This window comes from Pseudarthrobacter sp. NamE5, assembly GCF_005796225.1.
Classification (GTDB): Bacteria; Actinomycetota; Actinomycetes; order Actinomycetales; family Micrococcaceae; genus Arthrobacter.
The window spans coordinates 37,984-54,448 of the sequence record NZ_VAHO01000015.1 but is presented as its reverse complement, the minus strand read 5'-3'; the positions used below and the strand labels follow the sequence as shown (position 1 = coordinate 54,448).

16 protein-coding genes are annotated in these 16,465 nt (G+C 67.2%); 7 read left to right on the top strand and 9 right to left on the bottom strand.

The features are described from left to right. Positions 1-32 precede the first annotated feature (32 nt). Positions 33-1,418: an MFS transporter gene (locus tag FDW84_RS15890; RefSeq protein ID WP_138610475.1), complete on the bottom strand. Its 1,386-nt coding sequence runs from the start codon at positions 1,416-1,418 to the stop codon at positions 33-35. Between the two features lie 13 nt (positions 1,419-1,431). After that, on the bottom strand, positions 1,432-2,769 hold the full coding sequence (locus FDW84_RS15885; RefSeq protein WP_171046812.1) for a CynX/NimT family MFS transporter: 1,338 nt from the start codon (positions 2,767-2,769) through the stop codon (positions 1,432-1,434). Between the two features lie 597 nt (positions 2,770-3,366). Here FDW84_RS15885 and trmB point away from each other — a divergent pair. Then, positions 3,367-4,290 (top strand): tRNA (guanosine(46)-N7)-methyltransferase TrmB, encoded by a 924-nt coding sequence (gene trmB, locus FDW84_RS15880; RefSeq protein ID WP_138610474.1) that lies wholly within the window; start codon positions 3,367-3,369, stop codon positions 4,288-4,290. Here trmB and FDW84_RS15875 read toward each other — a convergent pair. Together FDW84_RS15875 and FDW84_RS15870 are read right to left on the bottom strand one after the other, a co-directional pair. Further along, a complete protein-coding gene (locus FDW84_RS15875; protein ID WP_138610473.1) occupies positions 4,275-4,562 on the bottom strand; it encodes a zf-HC2 domain-containing protein in 288 nt (95 codons plus the stop codon). The two genes, trmB and FDW84_RS15875, sit on opposite strands and share 16 nt — an antisense overlap. Further along, a complete protein-coding gene (locus FDW84_RS15870; RefSeq protein WP_138610472.1) occupies positions 4,559-5,053 on the bottom strand; it encodes a sigma-70 family RNA polymerase sigma factor in 495 nt (164 codons plus the stop codon). The genes FDW84_RS15875 and FDW84_RS15870 overlap by 4 nt, the downstream gene beginning before the upstream one ends. Positions 5,054-5,225: 172 nt before the next feature. Here FDW84_RS15870 and FDW84_RS15865 point away from each other — a divergent pair, with 172 nt between their 5' ends. Beyond that, on the top strand, positions 5,226-5,774 hold the full coding sequence (locus tag FDW84_RS15865) for a COG4315 family predicted lipoprotein (RefSeq protein WP_138610471.1): 549 nt from the start codon (positions 5,226-5,228) through the stop codon (positions 5,772-5,774). A gap of 82 nt (positions 5,775-5,856) precedes the next feature. Here the strand turns inward: FDW84_RS15865 and FDW84_RS15860 are convergent, their stop codons facing one another. The 3 genes from FDW84_RS15860 to FDW84_RS15850 all read right to left on the bottom strand — a co-directional run bounded on the left by FDW84_RS15860 (position 5,857) and on the right by FDW84_RS15850 (position 8,066). Further along, positions 5,857-6,597, bottom strand: coding sequence for a hypothetical protein (locus FDW84_RS15860; RefSeq protein ID WP_138610470.1), 741 nt, complete (start codon positions 6,595-6,597; stop codon positions 5,857-5,859). Further along, positions 6,590-7,153 (bottom strand): RNA polymerase sigma factor, encoded by a 564-nt coding sequence (locus FDW84_RS15855; RefSeq protein ID WP_138610469.1) that lies wholly within the window; start codon positions 7,151-7,153, stop codon positions 6,590-6,592. Before FDW84_RS15855 ends, FDW84_RS15860 begins: the two co-directional genes overlap by 8 nt. 205 nt (positions 7,154-7,358) lie before the next feature. After that, the gene (locus FDW84_RS15850) at positions 7,359-8,066 is read right to left on the bottom strand and encodes a protein tyrosine phosphatase (RefSeq protein ID WP_138610468.1); all 708 of its coding nucleotides are present in this window, start codon (positions 8,064-8,066) and stop codon (positions 7,359-7,361) included. 182 nt (positions 8,067-8,248) lie between these two features. Here FDW84_RS15850 and FDW84_RS15845 point away from each other — a divergent pair, with 182 nt between their 5' ends. Next, positions 8,249-8,842 carry a DUF5655 domain-containing protein gene (locus FDW84_RS15845; protein ID WP_138610467.1) on the top strand — a complete coding sequence of 198 codons (594 nt, stop codon included), beginning with the start codon at positions 8,249-8,251 and terminating at the stop codon, positions 8,840-8,842. Positions 8,843-8,884: 42 nt separating this feature from the next. Here FDW84_RS15845 and FDW84_RS15840 read toward each other — a convergent pair whose 3' ends face one another. Next, complete coding sequence (locus FDW84_RS15840; RefSeq protein ID WP_240721558.1) at positions 8,885-9,481, bottom strand: DMP19 family protein; 597 nt, start codon at positions 9,479-9,481, stop codon at positions 8,885-8,887. Between the two features lie 227 nt (positions 9,482-9,708). Between FDW84_RS15840 and FDW84_RS15835 the strand changes: the two genes are divergently transcribed. From FDW84_RS15835 to FDW84_RS15825, 4 genes are all read left to right on the top strand, one after another. Next, positions 9,709-13,191 (top strand): DEAD/DEAH box helicase, encoded by a 3,483-nt coding sequence (locus FDW84_RS15835; protein ID WP_138610466.1) that lies wholly within the window; start codon positions 9,709-9,711, stop codon positions 13,189-13,191. A 128-nt stretch (positions 13,192-13,319) separates the two neighbouring features. Next, positions 13,320-13,652, top strand: coding sequence for a hypothetical protein (locus FDW84_RS19800; protein WP_240721557.1), 333 nt, complete (start codon positions 13,320-13,322; stop codon positions 13,650-13,652). Next, entirely contained in the window at positions 13,643-13,993 is a 351-nt protein-coding gene (locus FDW84_RS19795; protein WP_240721556.1) for a hypothetical protein, read from the top strand. Before FDW84_RS19800 ends, FDW84_RS19795 begins: the two co-directional genes overlap by 10 nt. Before the next feature lie 81 nt (positions 13,994-14,074). Next, complete coding sequence (locus FDW84_RS15825; RefSeq protein WP_138610465.1) at positions 14,075-15,043, top strand: glycoside hydrolase family protein; 969 nt, start codon at positions 14,075-14,077, stop codon at positions 15,041-15,043. A 110-nt stretch (positions 15,044-15,153) separates the two neighbouring features. Here the strand turns inward: FDW84_RS15825 and FDW84_RS15820 are convergent, their stop codons facing one another. Next, positions 15,154-16,443, bottom strand: a complete 1,290-nt coding sequence (locus FDW84_RS15820) for an ammonium transporter (RefSeq protein ID WP_138610464.1) — start codon at positions 16,441-16,443, stop codon at positions 15,154-15,156. Positions 16,444-16,465: the final 22 nt, after the last annotated feature.

Below are 16,465 nucleotides of genomic sequence, written 5' to 3'. Positions count from 1 at the left end.
GAGGACGCCAGCCCGGCATAGCTGCCCAAAACTCAGGGGGCTTTGGCGGTGACCCGCGGCGCTACGATGGCCGCGGCTGCGGCCACCACGGCGGCGAGGCCGAAGACCCCCGCGAAGGAACCCGCCGTCGTCGTAAATGCCGCGAACACGATGCCGGTGGTGGCCAGGGCGAGCGCGCCGCCGAGGGAGTCCGAGATGGACATCGCGGAGCTGTTGAAGCCCTCGTTTTCCTTGCTGGACAGTGCCAGGGTCATGACGCTGAGCCGCGGATAGAGCAGTCCCATCCCGCCGCCGGCGAAGATCCAGCCGGCAATGGCGACGGCGGCAGGCCAGTGAAGTGCGGCGGTTGCCAGGGCGAGGACCACAGCAGCCAGGACCATCAGCGCCCCGATCCCTACCGCGGTCCGGTGGGGCAAACGGCCGCCCAGGCGCCCCTGGACTGCGGACGCGCCCGCCCACGCCAAGGCACCGGCGGTGAGAGTCAGCCCGGCGAAGGTGGGCGAAAAAGCATACTGCTCAATGAGCAGGTACGGCAGGTAGACCTCCGCCCCGAAAAACGCCGCGGACGCGAGCCCGCGGGTCAGGATGACGCTGGGCAGCCCACGCCTGGCCGTGAGGGTGCCGTGCGGAACCAGCGGCCGGACGGCCAGCAGCGCCACCCCGACGGCTGCGGCGGCCAAAACAGCGGTGGCGGCGGGAATGCCCGGGATGTCCACCTCGGCGGACAGATTGAGCCCCAGCACCGCGACGGCTGCGAGCGCTGCCCATGCCAGCCGGCCCACCGCCCACGGGGTCATTCCGGCTTCCGCGACCTCCGGGGCCAGGCTGCGCAGCACCGGCGCGATCATGGCCAGTGCCGGAACAACCAGGCCCACCACGCCCAGGAACACCCAGTGCCAGCTGAAGACCTGGGCCACGATTCCGGCGGCGAACGGCCCCACCAGCGACGGAACCACCCAGGCAGCGGAGAAGGCGGCGAAAATCCTGGGGTGCAGCGCGCCTGGATAGATGCGCGCCACCAGCACATAAAGCGCAACGGTCAGGGCTCCGCCGCCAAGGCCCTGTACCAGGCGTCCGGTGACGAGCGCCGGCATGGACACCGAGGTCCCCGCAATCAGCAGGCCCGCCACAAACAGGGCGACGGACGTGTAGAGCGGGGCTGTTGGTCCACGCCGGTCGGACCAGTTTCCGGCCGCCACCATGCCGATCACCCCGGTGGCCAGCGGCCCGGCAAAGGCGAGTGCATAGAGGTTTGCGCCGCCGAGTCCGCGGCTTACCAGGGGCATGATGGTGGTCACGGCAAGGGATTCGAACGCGGCCAGGAACACCAGGGCGCACGTTCCCACCGTTACCCACAGGAACTGGCCGCGGAGAATGCCCGCGGCGGGACGGGTGGCCGGTACAACGGAGTCCTGCACTGTGCCGGGGCCCTTAGCTGACGTACCGGTTGCGGCCGGCACGGTACCCGAAGGCGGCCGCCAGCAGGCCGACCACGATGAACAGGAGTCCGGCGGCACTGAAGGACCCGGTGGCCTGGTGCAACTGGCCCACCATCAGGGTCCCGGTGGAACCCAACCCGTAGCCCACGCCTTGCATCATGCCGGAAAGATGGGCTGCAGTGTGCCCGTCGCGGGTGCGGAGCATGATCATGGTCAGCGCCACTGCGGTAAGGCTTCCTTGGCCCAGCCCCAGCAGGCCGGCCCAGACCCAGATGAGTTCCAGCGGGCCGAATATGCTCAGCGCAAAGCCGCCACCGGTCATCAGGGCCACCACTGTGTTGATGGCACGCTGGTCGTGGAACCTGGAGGCCAGTGCCGGCGCGAACAGGGACCCCAGCATCTGCAGCACGATGCTCACGGACACGATCAGCCCGGCGGTGCTCCCGTCCACGCCACGCTCGCGCAGGATCGGTGCCAGCCAGGCGAAGACACTGAAGGACATCATGGCCTGCAGCACCATGAAAATGGTCACTTGCCACGCCACCGCGGAGCGCCATACATTGACGCCGTCCCTGACTGCCTGGTGCTTGACGCGGGGCTGGCGGACTGCCACCGGCAGGAAGAGCAGGAGCACGACGGCGGCAGGAACCGCCCAGGACCAGAGCGCCAGCGTCCACTCCCCTGTTGCCGTATAGACTGGGTAGGTCAGGCCCGCTCCCAGTGCAGCAGAAGCACAGATGGCGGTGGTGTAGAGGCCTCCCATCAGGCCAAGACGGTGCGGGAAGTCCCGCTTCACCAGCCCGGGCAGGAGCACGTTGCACAGCGCGATGGCCGCCCCGCAGGCCGCGGTCCCGGCGAGCAGCGCGGGCAGGTGGCCGGCTCCCTGTCCGGTCCCGGCGAGACCGGCCTCGGCAGGGCGCAGCAGGAGTCCCGCGGTCAGGACAGCCATGGCGCCCAGGAGCACCCGCTCCGCTCCAAACCGCCGCGCAAGCACGGGGGCAGCTGGAGCAAACACGCCCAGCAGCGTCACCGGCGCGGTGGTCAGCACCACCACCGCCCACCCGGGCAGTGCCGCCTGGGCTGTCACCTCCGGCAGGACCGCCGAGAAGCTGGAAAATACCGTTCGCAGGTTCAGTCCGATCAGGACCAGGCACAGCCCCAGGTATGCGAGCTGGCGCCGGTTGCCCAAGACTGTGGGCGCGGGGGCGGGCAGTTCATCCACTTCAGCGTCCACCAGGTTGTCTGGTGGCACCGGGTTTTCCGACCGGCGCTTTACCGCCGGCTGCCCGGGCCGCCGCTTCTTCGCCGCCGCGTCTGTCGCTTCCGTCACCCGCCCATTCTTGCAGGGACTTGCTTCCCCGCCAGTTGTCCACATAGGAGACTGCGCCGGCCACTTTTGGCGGGGCAGGTCCCTACATTGGAACCAGCGGCTACAGGGCAATCAGGGGAGACTCAGTGACAGCACGTCCACCCGGGCAGAACCCTCCTCGCCATGATCCGCGACCTTCCACTGATGGCACAGTACCGCCGGGACCGTTGATACACCCGGGTCCGGGCCGGCACCGCAGAAATATTCGACTCGCTGCTGCCAGCCTCATGCTTGCAATTGCTGCCCCTGCATCCCTTGTTGTTACTGCCATGACGAATCTGTTCGTCGGGGTGCTGCTCTTTTCCCTGGACCGGCCCGAGTTGCCGCTCTGGGTAGACATGGTGGTCCTCCTGAGCCTGCCTTTCCTTCTGGCTTTAACCTCCCTGGCGCTGGCATTCCAAGCCGTCAAAAGTTCAGAGCAACGGACACCGGGGCGGGCATACGCGATAACGTCCATATGCATTTCCGTTGCGCTCTTTGCTGGACACACTGCTCTCTTGCTGTCGCACTGGAGATCGGCATGAGCCGGCCTTCCTCCTCCCCGGTATTCTGGAGGGGATGAGCGAATCCCCAGAAAATTCCCAGCAGCCGCATGCCCCGAGGCCCGTCACTCCCGGGACACAGGCTTCCTTTGGTACGTACGGCGGCCGGCCGGTCAGCTTTGTCCGCCGCGGCACCCGGCTGCAGGGCCGCCGGCAGGCCGCGTGGGAAGAGCACGCGGAGCGGTGGGCTGTGAACGTCCCGCGCCACGTGGCCAACACCTCTGTCCACCCCGACTACGTTTTCGACGCCGAGGCGGAGTTCGGCCGCAAGGCACCCCTGATCGTCGAGATCGGTTCCGGCCTGGGCGATGCCATCTGCCACGCCGCCGAGCAGAACCCGGACACCGATTTCCTGGCCGTGGAGGTCTACACTCCCGGGCTTGCCAACACCATCATGAAAATCAACAGCCGCGGCCTGCAGAACGTACGGGTGGTGGAGGCCAACGCGCCGGAAGTACTGGCCACCATGCTCCCGGCCGGCTCGGTCAGTGAACTGTGGGTCTTTTTCCCGGACCCGTGGCACAAGTCCCGGCACCACAAGCGCCGCCTGATCCAGCCCGGGTTCGCAGGCCTGGCAGCCCGGGCACTCAAACCTGGCGGGCTGTGGCGGATCGCCACCGACTGGTCCAACTACGCCGTCCACGTGCGGGACGTCCTGGCCGGTTCAGAGGACTTCGAAAACCTGCACACCGGCGAGCGCCGCGGACCGGAAAGCCCCCTGACGCACGTGTGGCAGTCCGGCGTTGAGTCCGTGGTGGGTGGCGCGCCGGTGAGGGAGGGCCGCGCCCCGGTCAGCACCGAGCACACCGGACCCAACGAAGGAATCGACGAAACGGGGGGCTGGGCACCGCGATTCGAGGGCAGGATCCGGACCAGCTTCGAGGCGAAGGCACACGAGGCCGGCCGGCTGATCTTCGATCTCTGCTACCGCCGGCGGTAGCGTATCTTCCGCCGACGGCTGGCCAGCCTGGCAAGGAGCGGCGCTGCAGTGGACGTGCCGGGGGCGGCAGTGGCACGTGGATCGAGGGTCAGCGACACCGCGTCCGGAACGGGAAGGTTGTCCAGGAGTACGGGAAGCGCCTCAAGCCCTGCCAGCTCCTCCCGGCAGGCAGCACACTGTTTGAGGTGGGCGGCAAAGGCTGCCTGGTCAACGGCATCAAGACCGCCCAGGAGGTAGGCGCCGAGCAGCTGGTGCGAATCCGCTGCCTTCACTGTTCCACCCCCATCTCGTCCAGGATGGTGCGCAGTGCCCTCACGGCATAGTACGCGCGGGACTTCACCGTCCCGCTGGGAATGTTGAGCTGCACCGCGGTCTCGTTGACGGTGAGCCGGCGGTAGTGGAGCGCCACGAGGACTTCCCGGTGCTCCCTGCTCAACCGGAGCAGGGCCTCTTCCACGAGCACCCGGGTGAGCAGCTCATCCACTTTCTCCCTGACCCCGCCAGCGTCCGGGCTGCCTTCCAGGGATTCGGGCCGGCGCTGGGCGCGGCGGTAGTTGTCAATCATGATGTTCCTGGCCGTCCGGTACAGGTAGCTGCGGAGGCTGCCGTCAATGTCCGGGGCATGTTGCCACACGCGGAGCACCGTCTCCTGGACCACATCCTCAGCTGTTTGCGGGTCCTTCGAGGCGCTGCTGACGAAACGGCGGAGCGCGGGGCCGTGTTCGCGGTAGATGGATTCCACCACGTCGTCATCGAGCGGCATGGTGCCCCTCCCGCCTCAGGCTTATCAAGGTTTCCGCTTACCCCCTGTAGACGCCGCCGGCCGGCGAAAAGTTCAAGCAGGGGGCAGCTGCTGTGAACCATTTTCCGTCCCGACGCGTGGTAGGGGTTAGCGTCCGGCGATCCGACGCCGGGCCAAGCCAAGGAGCAACGCCATGAAACACCATGTGAGCGCAGGCCTCGCCATCCTGGCCCTTTCCGCTGCACTGACTGGCTGCGGAGGCGGTACCGGCACGTCGCCGGAAACCAGCCCGACGGTCACGGCAGGAACACCCCTGGCCTCTGCAACCGCGCCCGCCGCCTCTGTTTCCCCCTCATCGGCCACCCCCACGTCCACGGCAAGTGCCGCCGTCGGACTCAAGACGGCATCTTCAAGCGCGGGCACCATTGTGGTGGATGCCAACGGAATGAGCGTCTACTTCTTCACCAAGGACGTAAAGGACTCCGGAACCAGCGCCTGCACCGATGCCTGCCTGGCGGCCTGGCCGCCCGTCCTCACGGAGTCGGCGACGCCGGCCGCGGAGGGCATCACGGGAGAGCTGGGCACCATCCCCACGCCGGACGGCAAGCAGCAGGTCACCCTGAACGGCATGCCGCTTTACTACTTCGCGAAGGACACCAAGCCTGGAGACGTCATGGGCCAGGGCGTCAACGACGTCTGGTACCTCGCCGACCCGTCGGGCGAAATGATCCGGGCGATGTGATCCAGGCGGGACAATCCGGTCCGGGGACGCGCCGGTAGCTGGCACCTCCACAGCAGGCACAGGGCCGCCGGGGCGAGGTGCCTTACGGCAGCGGTACTGCGGGGAGCGTCCCCGGCAGGGGCAGGTCTGACGGGCCGGGGACGGGCACCGGCGGCCGTTGGCCCAAGCCGTCGGTGAGGTGCTCGGGAACGGTGGCGGGCACAGGTTCAGCCGCAGGATCTTCTGCCGGCTTGCCGGGGCCGGCAGTCTCCGTACCCGGCGCCTCCGTGCCGGCCGGAGCTTCGGCCGGGGGCACCACCGCGGGCTTATCGGCGGGCGCGGGCACCGGCAGTGCCGGCACCGTTGCCGGACTGGCGGGAGTCTGCTGCAAGGGCGCAGCGGGTTCCTCCGGCTGGTGGCTGGCGGGTGCCGTTCCGGAGCCGGTGACAAAGGAAGTGATGACCTGGTTCAGCTGGTTGAAGGAATCGCGGACCCCCTGATCCGATGCCGCAGCAACAGCGCCGCCGGCACCGAGCGAGACGGCCACGGATAAAGTGGTGAGGGCAATACGGCGCTTGGTGCGACGGCGGGCGGCCAGTTCGTCACGCGGCTGGACGCCATCACGCTGCGGGCCTTTTTCGGGCTGAGGGACTTCATCGAGAACCGCAGCGGCCGGAGCGGGCGCCATCAGTGCGGCGACGGCGGCCGACGGTTCGGGTGCGCCGGCTGCCAGGGCACGGAGTTCCTGCAGTGCCGGGCGGAGCTGGTTGTCGTCTTCCAGTCCTGCCTCCAGCAGCAACTGGTCAACGAATCCTTCGCTGCGGGATCCTGCGGTGTCACTCATGGTTCGCCTGGTTTCTTGTGAGCGTCTGTGCTTTGAGGTTCTGAAGGGCCCTGCGCTGGAGCTGTTTGATGGCTCCTGTGCTTTTGCCCATGATGGCGGCCACCTGTTCGATGGACAGGTCTGCCACGACGCGGAGGGCCAGCACTTCCTGGTGTTCGTCGCTGAGTCCGGCCAGCAAGTCGGCGGCCCCACCGGCCAGTTCCACGGCATGGTCCTCGGCGGATGGCGTGGTTCTCGCGTCGTGCTGGGGATCGTACGGGCTAAGCTGCGGCCTGCGCTCAAGGCGGCGGTAGTAGTCCACCATCCGCGCGTGCGCAATGGAGAAGATCAGTGATTTGGCGCCCTGGAGCCCGCCGGTGAGCCCGCTGATTTTCGGGTAGAACGCCAGGAATACGTCCTGGGTTACCGCCTCGGGGTCATCCACTCCGCGTGCTGTGAGGTAGCCCTGCACGGGGCCGGCAAAGGACCGATAGGCAGCACCGAACAGTACGGCCGGATCCGTACGGGCCGTACTCTCGAATATGTCGGTCTCTTCTTGGGCCAAAGTGCTTAGCACCAGCGGCTACTCCATCCCCGGATACGGCTCGCGCCTGTCCCGGTTTCCGGTGGGGACTGCCAGTCCATGGTCTTATTTCCTGCCTTGCGGCAGGTGGTCCGGGCGGGGCTGTTGGACAGCCAACGGTGTTTGTTCATCCCGGACTGCGGTACTGCGGGAAACGGAACCTGCGCCGCTCCCCGCAGTACACACTAGCCAACCGCCCTTAGCGGACCGAAACGGACGGGGCGTCCACGGCCGCGCTGCCGCCGTCGACCGACGCGCCGGGAACGGCAGGAACAGCAGGGACGGCCGGAACGGCGGGTTCGCCGTCGACACCCGGAACGGCAGGCACTGCGGGCACTGCCGGAACAGCGGGCAGCTCGGGGCGCTCAACCTCAACAGAGGCGGAACCGGCTGCGGCAGCGCCGGCCTCTGCGGCGGCGTCAGCCTCGGCAACGACGTCGGCGCAGAAGCTTTCGACGTTCGCTTCGCCTTCCGCTGCAATCACCAGGGAGGAGAAGCCCTCGGATGAAGCGTTCAGGCCGCCATTGGTGAAAGCGGTGCACAGGCCGAAGGCTGCAGCACCGGCGGCGTCCACGGCCGTATCCGCAGCAACAGCGGCACCCGCCTGGGCGGCAACCTTTTCGTCCGTGACCGTGGCTTCGCCGGCGGCCTCAGCGTCGGCGTCCGTGGCGACGTCAGCGTCAGCGGCTGCATCAGCAGCGGCCTCGGCAGTTGCCTGCGCGTCGGCGGCTGCTTCTGCTGCCAGTTTCGGGGCCGGTGCGCCGAAGAGGTTGTGGGCGGTCTGCTGGGCTTCGGCAGGCAGGACGCCGGAAACAGCGGCGGCGCCGGTTCCACCGACGGCAAGGGTTCCGGCTGCCAGTACTCCGGCGGCTACTTTGCTGGTGGCGAGAACGGTGAACAACGACATTTAGAAACTCCAAAACCTAGACAACATGTTCAATCCGGGTCCGCCGTGCGGGCCCATCACGTCCTACATCGCCGGCACCGCTGAAAAGGTTACGGCCGTGGAGAATCTTTTTTCATCGCCCCGTCTCCGGGCGGCACCGGCGGCCAGACCATGCAGGCTCCAGGCACCGCTACGATCGATGCATGCCCAGCATCCCCGAGTCCCACAAAACCGCCGGCACCTGGCAGACCATGGTGGACAACAACAAGGCGCTCCTTCTGCGGAAGACCGGGAAGGACACCGCGTACTGGGCAGAGAAGGCCCGGGCCGCCGGTATTCGGAGCGACGCCGAACTCCGCGCCTGGATGCGGGATGGCTTCGGGGTGACCGGGTACGCCCAGTACGCCGTGTCCTGGGAAATGTTCGGCTATCCGGATTTCATGCTGCGGGACGCCGACGAACTCATCGACGGCCAGTATGCCCGCCACCCGCACCTGCGGCCCGTGGCGGACGCCATACTGGGATGGGCATCCGCTACCGAAGGCGTACAGATCCAGATGCGGAAGGGCTATGTGTCGCTCCACAGCCCGCGGCGCAAGTTCGCGCAGGTCACCAGGACCACCAACACTGCTGTGGACGTGGCCCTCCGGCTCGACGTCCCCGCGGAGGGCAGGATCGAGGCCGTCAAAACCCGTGCGGACGACCCCTTCATCCGTAAGGTGCGCCTGACATCGCCTGACCAGGTGGACGATGAACTGCTGGACATCCTGGCCGCTGCCCTGGAGCAGAACACTTAAAGAGCCGGGCATCCGGCTGCGCGGACGCCCTCCCGGAAGGCTTCACGCGCCGATCATCCCGGCTTCGGCATCTTCCGCCAGTGCCGCGGCCTCCGCCTGCGCCTTGCGCTGCGGCAGGTCCGGGATCATCGACGCAAGGCGCTCGATGTAGGCTCCGACCTCGTCGTCGTCCAGCACCAAAAGTTCGGCCTGGCTGCGCAGCCATGCTGCATTGCACGCCGTGATGTTCTCCCGCTCGAGCAGCTCCTCGAACTCGCCGTCGAGTTCTTCCATGCGCAGGACGCCGTCGGGGGTTACCCCGGCGTCTTCATCGGAGAGGCCGTCGAACGCTTCGGCGGCGCGGTTGAAGAGATCGAGGTGGGCGGTGGCGCCCATGCCCGCCATTCCTTCGCGGATCAGTGAGTCCATGTCAACCCTGTCGACGGCGGCGGACACATACTGTGCGAAGCCGCCCTCCAAAGCCTGGCTGAGGTAGAAGTCCACGGCGTAGCTCCGGACGGCAACGGGTGACATCTCCTCGATGCGGAGCAGGGCGGCATGCATCGCTTCCACAATGCCGGCGCTGGCCTCGACGACGTCCTCGTCGCTTGAGTGGATGCTGCTGCTGGTCAGGACGACAGGCTGCTGGCTGGTGATCATGGTAATCCTTACTGCTGGTGCTGGCGGTGCTTGGAACGCTTTTCACGCTACGGCGACCGAACCTGCACGTTGTTGATGAGGATATGAACGTCCGGCGAAGTTTGGTGTACGGCGAGGTTCCCCCGGAGTGAGGGCCGGCGGCACGCTCCCCCGAAGGCGAACTAAGATGGACCAGATAACCAACCACCGGCCCCGGCCCGCCGCGGCCTGCTGAAAGTAGCGCGCACATTCCATCCCAACCGGACGAGAGTACGGACCTGGCAATACAGACCCCCGCCATCAACGACCGTTCCCTGGCGGCCGGGCTGGCGTACGCCATGGGCGGCCGGGTCTCGGGCATTTCCTTCGACGCCGCCACCGGGCTCATGCTGGGCAAGGTCCGTGGCGGCGCGGACGTCCCCTACTCCACCACCGCCAAGCTGGTCCGCAAGGGCGGCGGCTGGAGCTGCACCGTGGGGGTGTGCAGCTGCCCCGTGCGCAAGGACTGCAAGCACGTCGCTGCCCTCCTGTTCGCTGCGGAGGACAACCCTGCCGTCCGCGTCCAGCTGCTCACGCCGTCAACCGCTGCCCAGTTGGCCCGCACCCCTTCCGGCGCCGCCCTGTCCGACTGGGAACAGGCCCTCAGCCCCTTGATTTCCCAACCGGGCGGCACACCTTCCAACAGCGGCGTCCCGCTGGCTTTGCAGTTCGAGATCGAAGAGCCTGCCCCGCATTTCTCCTACACCGGCCGCCGCGATCCGCAGCGCAGCGTCCGCCAGCTCAAGGCCCGGCCGGTGATCATGGGCGCCAAGGGCAAGTGGATCCGCGGCGACGTCTCCTGGAACACCCTGGGCTACCTGAACTTCCGGCGCGAATGCAATCCCGCCCATGTGGAGTGGATGCAGGAATTCCTGGCCGCCCATTCCACGTCTGCCGGCCGGAGCTACAACTCCTCCGGGCTCTGGCTGGGCCTGAACTCGTACGCGGGCAAGAACCTCTGGAGCCTGCTGGTCGACGCCCGCAAGATCGGCCTGGCCCTGGTCCACTCCCGCGGCACCGAACCCGTGCGCCTGGCTGAGGCGCCGGCCGCCGTCGGCCTTAACCTGAGCCGCTACGGCTCCCCCGTCAGTGAACCGGCAGCGGAGCCGGGCACAGCGCCAAAGGATCCAGCCTCCGACGGCGGGTTGGAGCTTTCGCCCACCATCACCGTTGAGGGGGAGGAGATCGATCCGGCCGCGGTTGGCACCATCGGCCGCCCGGCGCACGGCATCTTCTTCACCACCGGAGAGGCTGCGTTGCCCGGCGTTCCAGACCCCGACGGCGCCATCACGCTCGCACCGCTGGAAAGCGGACTGAGCGAGGAGCTGCTGACTTTCGTGACGGCCGGCAGCACGCTGCACATCCCGGCCAAGGACGAATCGCGCTTCCTCACCGGCTTCTACCCGAAGCTGAAGCAGACGGCCCGGGTCACGGCCCGGGACGAGTCAGTGCAACTGCCTGCACTGGCTGTCCCCACGCTGTCGCTGCTGGCAAACTACGGCGCGGACCACCGGGTGCAGCTGCACTGGGAGTGGCACTACAAAAGCGGAAACCTGGTTACGGCCCAGCCGCTCTGGCGGCACCCCGGTGACCACGGCTACCGCGATGACACCGCCGAGGCCCGCATCCTGGAAGGCATCGGACAGCCCTGGGACGTGGTTTCGGCGCTCGGCGAATCCGCCACGGACGGTTGGGGCACTCCACGGCTGGCCGCTTCCGCAGAGCTGAAGGGGCTGGACACGCTCGCCTTCACCGAGGATGTCCTGCCGCGGCTCCGCGAGGCCCGGGATGTCGAGGTGGAAACCGTGGGCGACATCGCAGACTACCGCGAAGCCGAGGAGGCTCCCGTGGTCTCCATCTCCACGAAAGCCACGGAACAGCGGGACTGGTTCGACCTCGGCATCCAGATCTCGCTCGAGGGCCAGCCGGTTTCCTTCGCCGCCGTCTTCTCCGCGCTGGCCGCCGGGCAGACCAAGATGCTGTTGCCCAGCGGCGCCTACTTCTCCCTGGACCTTCCCGAGCTGCACCAGCTGCGTGCGCTGATCGAAGAGGCCCGCTCCCTGCAGGACAACAAGAACGCGCCGCTGCAGATCAGCCGCTTCCAGGCCGGACTGTGGGATGAGCTGGCCCAGCTGGGGATCGTGGACGAGCAGGCGGCAGCCTGGCGATCGGCCGTGGGCGGCCTGCTGGAGGGTGGCGTGGACGGCCTGCCGCTCCCGGCCACCCTCAACGCCGAGCTCCGCCCGTACCAGCTGGAGGGCTTCAACTGGCTCACCTTCCTTTACAAGCACAGCCTGGGCGGCATCCTTGCGGACGACATGGGCCTGGGCAAGACCGTGCAGGCGCTGGCGCTGATGTGTGCGGCGAAGGAGCTTGCGCTTGCTGCCGCGGGACCGGCCGCTGACACGGCGGTTGCGGATGCGGGGACGGAACAAACGGCGTCCGACGCCGGTGCTCCCTTTTTGGTGGTAGCCCCCACCAGCGTGGTGGGCAACTGGGCAGCGGAGGCCGCGCGCTTCGCGCCCGGGCTGAAGGTCCGTGCCATCAGCGAGACCTTCGCCAAGAGCGGGCAGGATCCGCTGGCGGTGCTGGGCAGCGCCGACATCATCGTCACGTCGTACGCCCTGTTCCGGATCGACTACGAATCCTACGCCTCACGAACCTGGTCCGGGCTGGTGCTGGACGAGGCGCAGTTCGTGAAAAACCACCAGTCCAAGGCGTACCAGTGCGCCCGCAAACTGCCGGCAACGTTCAAGCTGGCCATCACCGGCACGCCCCTTGAAAACAACCTCATGGAGTTCTGGGCGCTCACCTCGATCGTGGCGCCGGGCCTGTTCTCGAGCCCCAAGCGCTTCGCTGAGTACTACCAGAAGCCGGTGGAGAAGAACGGCGACAAGGGGCAGCTCGACAAGCTCCGCCGTCGCGTCCGTCCCCTGATGATGCGCCGGACCAAGGACCAGGTGATCAAGGACCTGCCGCCCAAGCAGGAGCAGATCCTGGAAGTGGTGCTGAATCCGCGCCACCAGAAGGTGTACCAGACCCACCTGCAGCGCGAACGGCAGAAGATCCTGGGCCTTATCGAGGACGTGAACAAGAACCGCTTCACCATTTTCCAGTCGCTGACCCTGCTGCGGCAGCTCAGCCTGGATGCCTCGCTGATTGATCCGGCTATGTCCGCTGTCCGCTCCAGCAAGCTGGACGTGCTGTTCGAACAGCTCGAGGACCTGGTGGCCGAGGGACACCGCGCCCTGATCTTCAGCCAATTCACCGGCTTCCTGGGCAAGGTCCGGGAACGGCTGGACGAGGAAAAGATCGAGTACTGCTACCTCGACGGCGGCACCCGCAACCGTGCCGACGTCGTGAACGGGTTCAAGAATGGCAGCGCGCCGGTGTTCCTGATTTCGCTGAAGGCCGGCGGGTTCGGGCTCAACCTCACCGAAGCCGACTACGTGTTCCTGCTGGATCCCTGGTGGAACCCGGCCTCCGAGGCGCAGGCCGTGGACCGTACCCACAGGATCGGCCAGGCCCGCAACGTGATGGTCTACCGGCTGGTGGCCAAGGACACCATCGAGGAAAAGGTCATGGCATTGAAGGCCCGGAAGTCCCAGCTCTTCTCCGACGTCATGGAGGGCGACGCCCTGGCCGGTGGCGCCATCACGGCGGACGACCTGGCGGAGCTGTTCAAGGAGTAGGCGCGGTATGCGGCTGCCCGCGCGGGCAGCGAAGGCGGGGCTTTGTGCCCTATGAACCGTGGCGGGCGGGACCATAACCTGGAACCAGCAGGGCGGCGGGGGCGCCTGGTGGATTCCGGGAGGCGAAGGTGACATCAGCCAACGCAAGCATCGTCGCCGGCATTGCCCTGATAACGGTCGGCGTGCTGTTGCTGCTAAACCTGTTCGATGCACTTGGGAGCGCGGCGTATGTGCCGGTGCTGATCTTCACCGCGATCGGGACCGTGTTCCTGTCCCTCTTCTTCCGGGGCCGGGAGTACTGGTGGGCGGCTATCCCCGGCTCGGTGTTCCTGGGCGTGGCGGCAGTGGTCACCGCGGCCCAGCTCACCGCAGGCGCGGCAGGCGCAGGTTTCCTGTTCCTGTTCCTGTCAGCCGGATTCGGGGCCGTATACCTGCGCGAACCGGCCAACTGGTGGCCCTGATCCCAAGCGGAGTGATGCTGACGCTGGCAGTCATGGTGGCCCTGCCGGCGGACGTGCAGGGCATGCCCACCGCGGCCGTGCTGTTCCTTGGCCTGGCTGCCACCTTCGGCGTGCTTTCCCTGGTGCCCGTGCAATCCGCCGCAGGGACGGGCCGGATGAAATGGCCCCTGATACCGGCCGCAATCCTCGCAGTGCTGGGAAGCATGTTCGCCCTCCAGTCCGCAGCGCTGCTCATCGCCGCGGACGTCGTTGTCCTGGCCGTCATGATCCTGGCCGGCATTGGCCTGCTGGTTTACGCCTATCGGGCCCGCCACGGCGGGCAGCAAAAGACGCACGGCTAACACGGGCACCGTATCCAGAGCGGGCTGTCAGGGTCTGTGGCATAAGCTGGAAGCCCCCTGACCTACAACGTTGGAGAAATCGTGCACCCCCTGCGTCCGGATGCCTTCGCCGTCCCCTACCGCGATCCCGTCTGGGACGGTCCCACGGATCCCGTCCTGGTTCCGGACCACGTCACGGGCGAGTGGGTTTTGTTCTATACGCAACGCCGGGCTACCGCACCCGGGCTGTCCGGCGTTGAGTGGGTGCACGGCACGGACATCGGCATGGCCCGGTCCTCCGACGGCGGCCTCAACTGGAGGTACCAGGGCACCGTCCAGGGACTGGTGCCGCCCGGAACCGAACTCCCGGCCACTCTCTGGGCCCCCGACGTCGTCAGGATCGGCGGCGAGTGGATCATGTACCTGACCGTCCTGGGCGGGGTGCGCAGGGACTGGACCGGCAGCGCCGCGATTGTCCAACTGTCCAGCAAGGACCTGGTGCAGTGGGAGTATCTCGGTTCAATCGACCTCGATTCACCCCGGGTGATCGATGCCGCTGTCTCGCTGTGCGGGGACGGCCGGTACCGGCTCTGGTACAAGGATGAAGCCCGCGGCTCCAACACGTACAGTGCCGTGAGCGACACACCCCGGGACCCGTCGTCGTGGGCTCCGGAAGGCATCACCATTCCCGGCCGTCCCCATGAAGGACCCAAAGTTTTCCGGCTGGGAGGGTCCTGGTGGATGATCGTGGACGAATGGCGCGGCCAGGCGGTCTACCGCTCCCCGGACGCGGCCGGCAACTGGGTCCGGCAGGAGCACCTGGACGGGCTCATCCTCACCCAGCCCGAATTCGTGAACGGAAGGCCCGTCGTCGGACGCCACGCCGACGTGGTTCCCTTGGGGACGCGGGAGGACGGCACGGAACAGGCCATGCTGGTCTACTTCACCCACCCCTACTGGGGCGGCGAGGACATTGACACCATGGACCCGGACCCGAAGGTCCGCCTCAGCCACGTCCGGGCTGCTGCTTTGGAAGTGCGCGACGGTAACCTGGTCTGCACCGAACAGTAGGCACGACAATGGGCCAACCCCTGGAACTATAAGCCGGCTGCTGCCGGCACCGGTCCAAGGGTTGGCCCTCTGCCTGACTCGTACTCCGGGCACCCCCGGACTTCCTGAAGCTAGCCGCGCTGCGGCGACCCCAGCTCCACCGGATCCTCATCCGTAAGGTAGGCAAGTTCGGAGTGGGCAGCAAGGTCGATGCCGCGCATCTCGTCTTCCGGTCCGATACGCAGGCCGATGGTCCGGTCCAGGATCTTCGCCAGGATCCAGGTGATGCCGAACGAGTAGACCAGCACCGTGACCGTTGCCAGCGCCTGGACGCCCAGCAGTTCCACCCCGCCGCCGTAGAAGAGTCCGTTGACTCCGTTCGGGGCGGCATCGGTGGCAAAGAGTCCGATAAGCAGGGTGCCCAGGATGCCGCCCACCAGGTGGACGCCCACGACGTCGAGCGAATCGTCGAAGCCCAGGCGGAACTTCAGTTCGATAGCCAGCGAGCAGACGGCGCCGGCGATCGCACCGATGGCAACGGCGCCCAGCGGGCTGACCGAGCCGCAGGCCGGGGTGATGGCAACCAGTGCCGAGATGAGGCCCGAGGCCGCACCCATGCTGCTGGCCGCGCCGCGGCGGAGCCGTTCCACCATGGACCAGGCCAGCAGGCCTGCCGAGGCAGCTACTGCGGTGTTGAGGAACACCACCGACGCCGAGTGGCCGGCGGACAGTGCGGAACCGGCGTTGAAGCCGAACCAGCCCACCCAGAGCAGGCCGGCCCCGATCAGCACCAGCGGCCGGCTGTGCGGCTTGGCGTGTTCCACCTTGGGCCAGCCCGAGCTCTTGCCCAAAACCAGGGCCAGGGCCAGGGCTGCTGCGCCGGCGTTCATGTGCACAGCCGTGCCGCCCGCGAAGTCAATGGCCTTGATCCCGTTGGCGATCCAGCCGCCAACGGTGCTGCCGTCCGCCGAGGAGAAGGCGAACACCCAGTGCGCGATGGGGAAGTAGACGATGGTGGCCCAGATGCCGGCGAAAAGCATCCAGGCGCCGAACTTCATCCGCCCGGCGGCCGCGCCAGCCACCAACGCAGTGGTGACGCAGGCAAAGAACAGCTGGAAGGCAGCGAACAGGATGACCGGGATGGACGCCTCCTCATCCGCGGCCAGCAACTGGTTCATGCCGGGGAACTCAGTGACGTCACCGATCAGCCCCAGCCCGCCCACGGAGTTGCCGAACGCCAGCGAGTACCCAAACAGCGCCCAGAGCACGGCCACCAGGCTGGCGCCGCCAAAGCACATCATCATCATGTTCAGAATGCGGCGGGACCCCACCATGCCCCCGTAAAACAGGGCCAGGGCGGGGATCATCATGCAGACCAGCGCCGCGCTGGTCAAAATCCAAGCGACATGTCCCGAATCCATGGGAACCCCTTTCGTGACGCGA

Excerpts from the sequence above, each read along its gene's own strand:
- FDW84_RS15850 (WP_138610468.1), bottom strand. The coding sequence starts at position 8,066 with ATGTCGTTGTTCACCGTTCTCGCCACCAGCAAAGTAGCCGCCGGAGTA.
- FDW84_RS15840 (WP_240721558.1), bottom strand. The coding sequence starts at position 9,481 with ATGATCACCAGCCAGCAGCCTGTCGTCCTGACCAGCAGCAGCATCCAC.
- FDW84_RS15860 (WP_138610470.1), bottom strand. The coding sequence starts at position 6,597 with ATGAGTGACACCGCAGGATCCCGCAGCGAAGGATTCGTTGACCAGTTG.
- FDW84_RS15820 (WP_138610464.1), bottom strand. The coding sequence starts at position 16,443 with ATGGATTCGGGACATGTCGCTTGGATTTTGACCAGCGCGGCGCTGGTC.
- trmB (WP_138610474.1), top strand. The coding sequence starts at position 3,367 with ATGAGCGAATCCCCAGAAAATTCCCAGCAGCCGCATGCCCCGAGGCCC.
- FDW84_RS15870 (WP_138610472.1), bottom strand. The coding sequence starts at position 5,053 with ATGCCGCTCGATGACGACGTGGTGGAATCCATCTACCGCGAACACGGC.
- FDW84_RS15865 (WP_138610471.1), top strand. The coding sequence starts at position 5,226 with ATGAAACACCATGTGAGCGCAGGCCTCGCCATCCTGGCCCTTTCCGCT.
- FDW84_RS15845 (WP_138610467.1), top strand. The coding sequence starts at position 8,249 with ATGCCCAGCATCCCCGAGTCCCACAAAACCGCCGGCACCTGGCAGACC.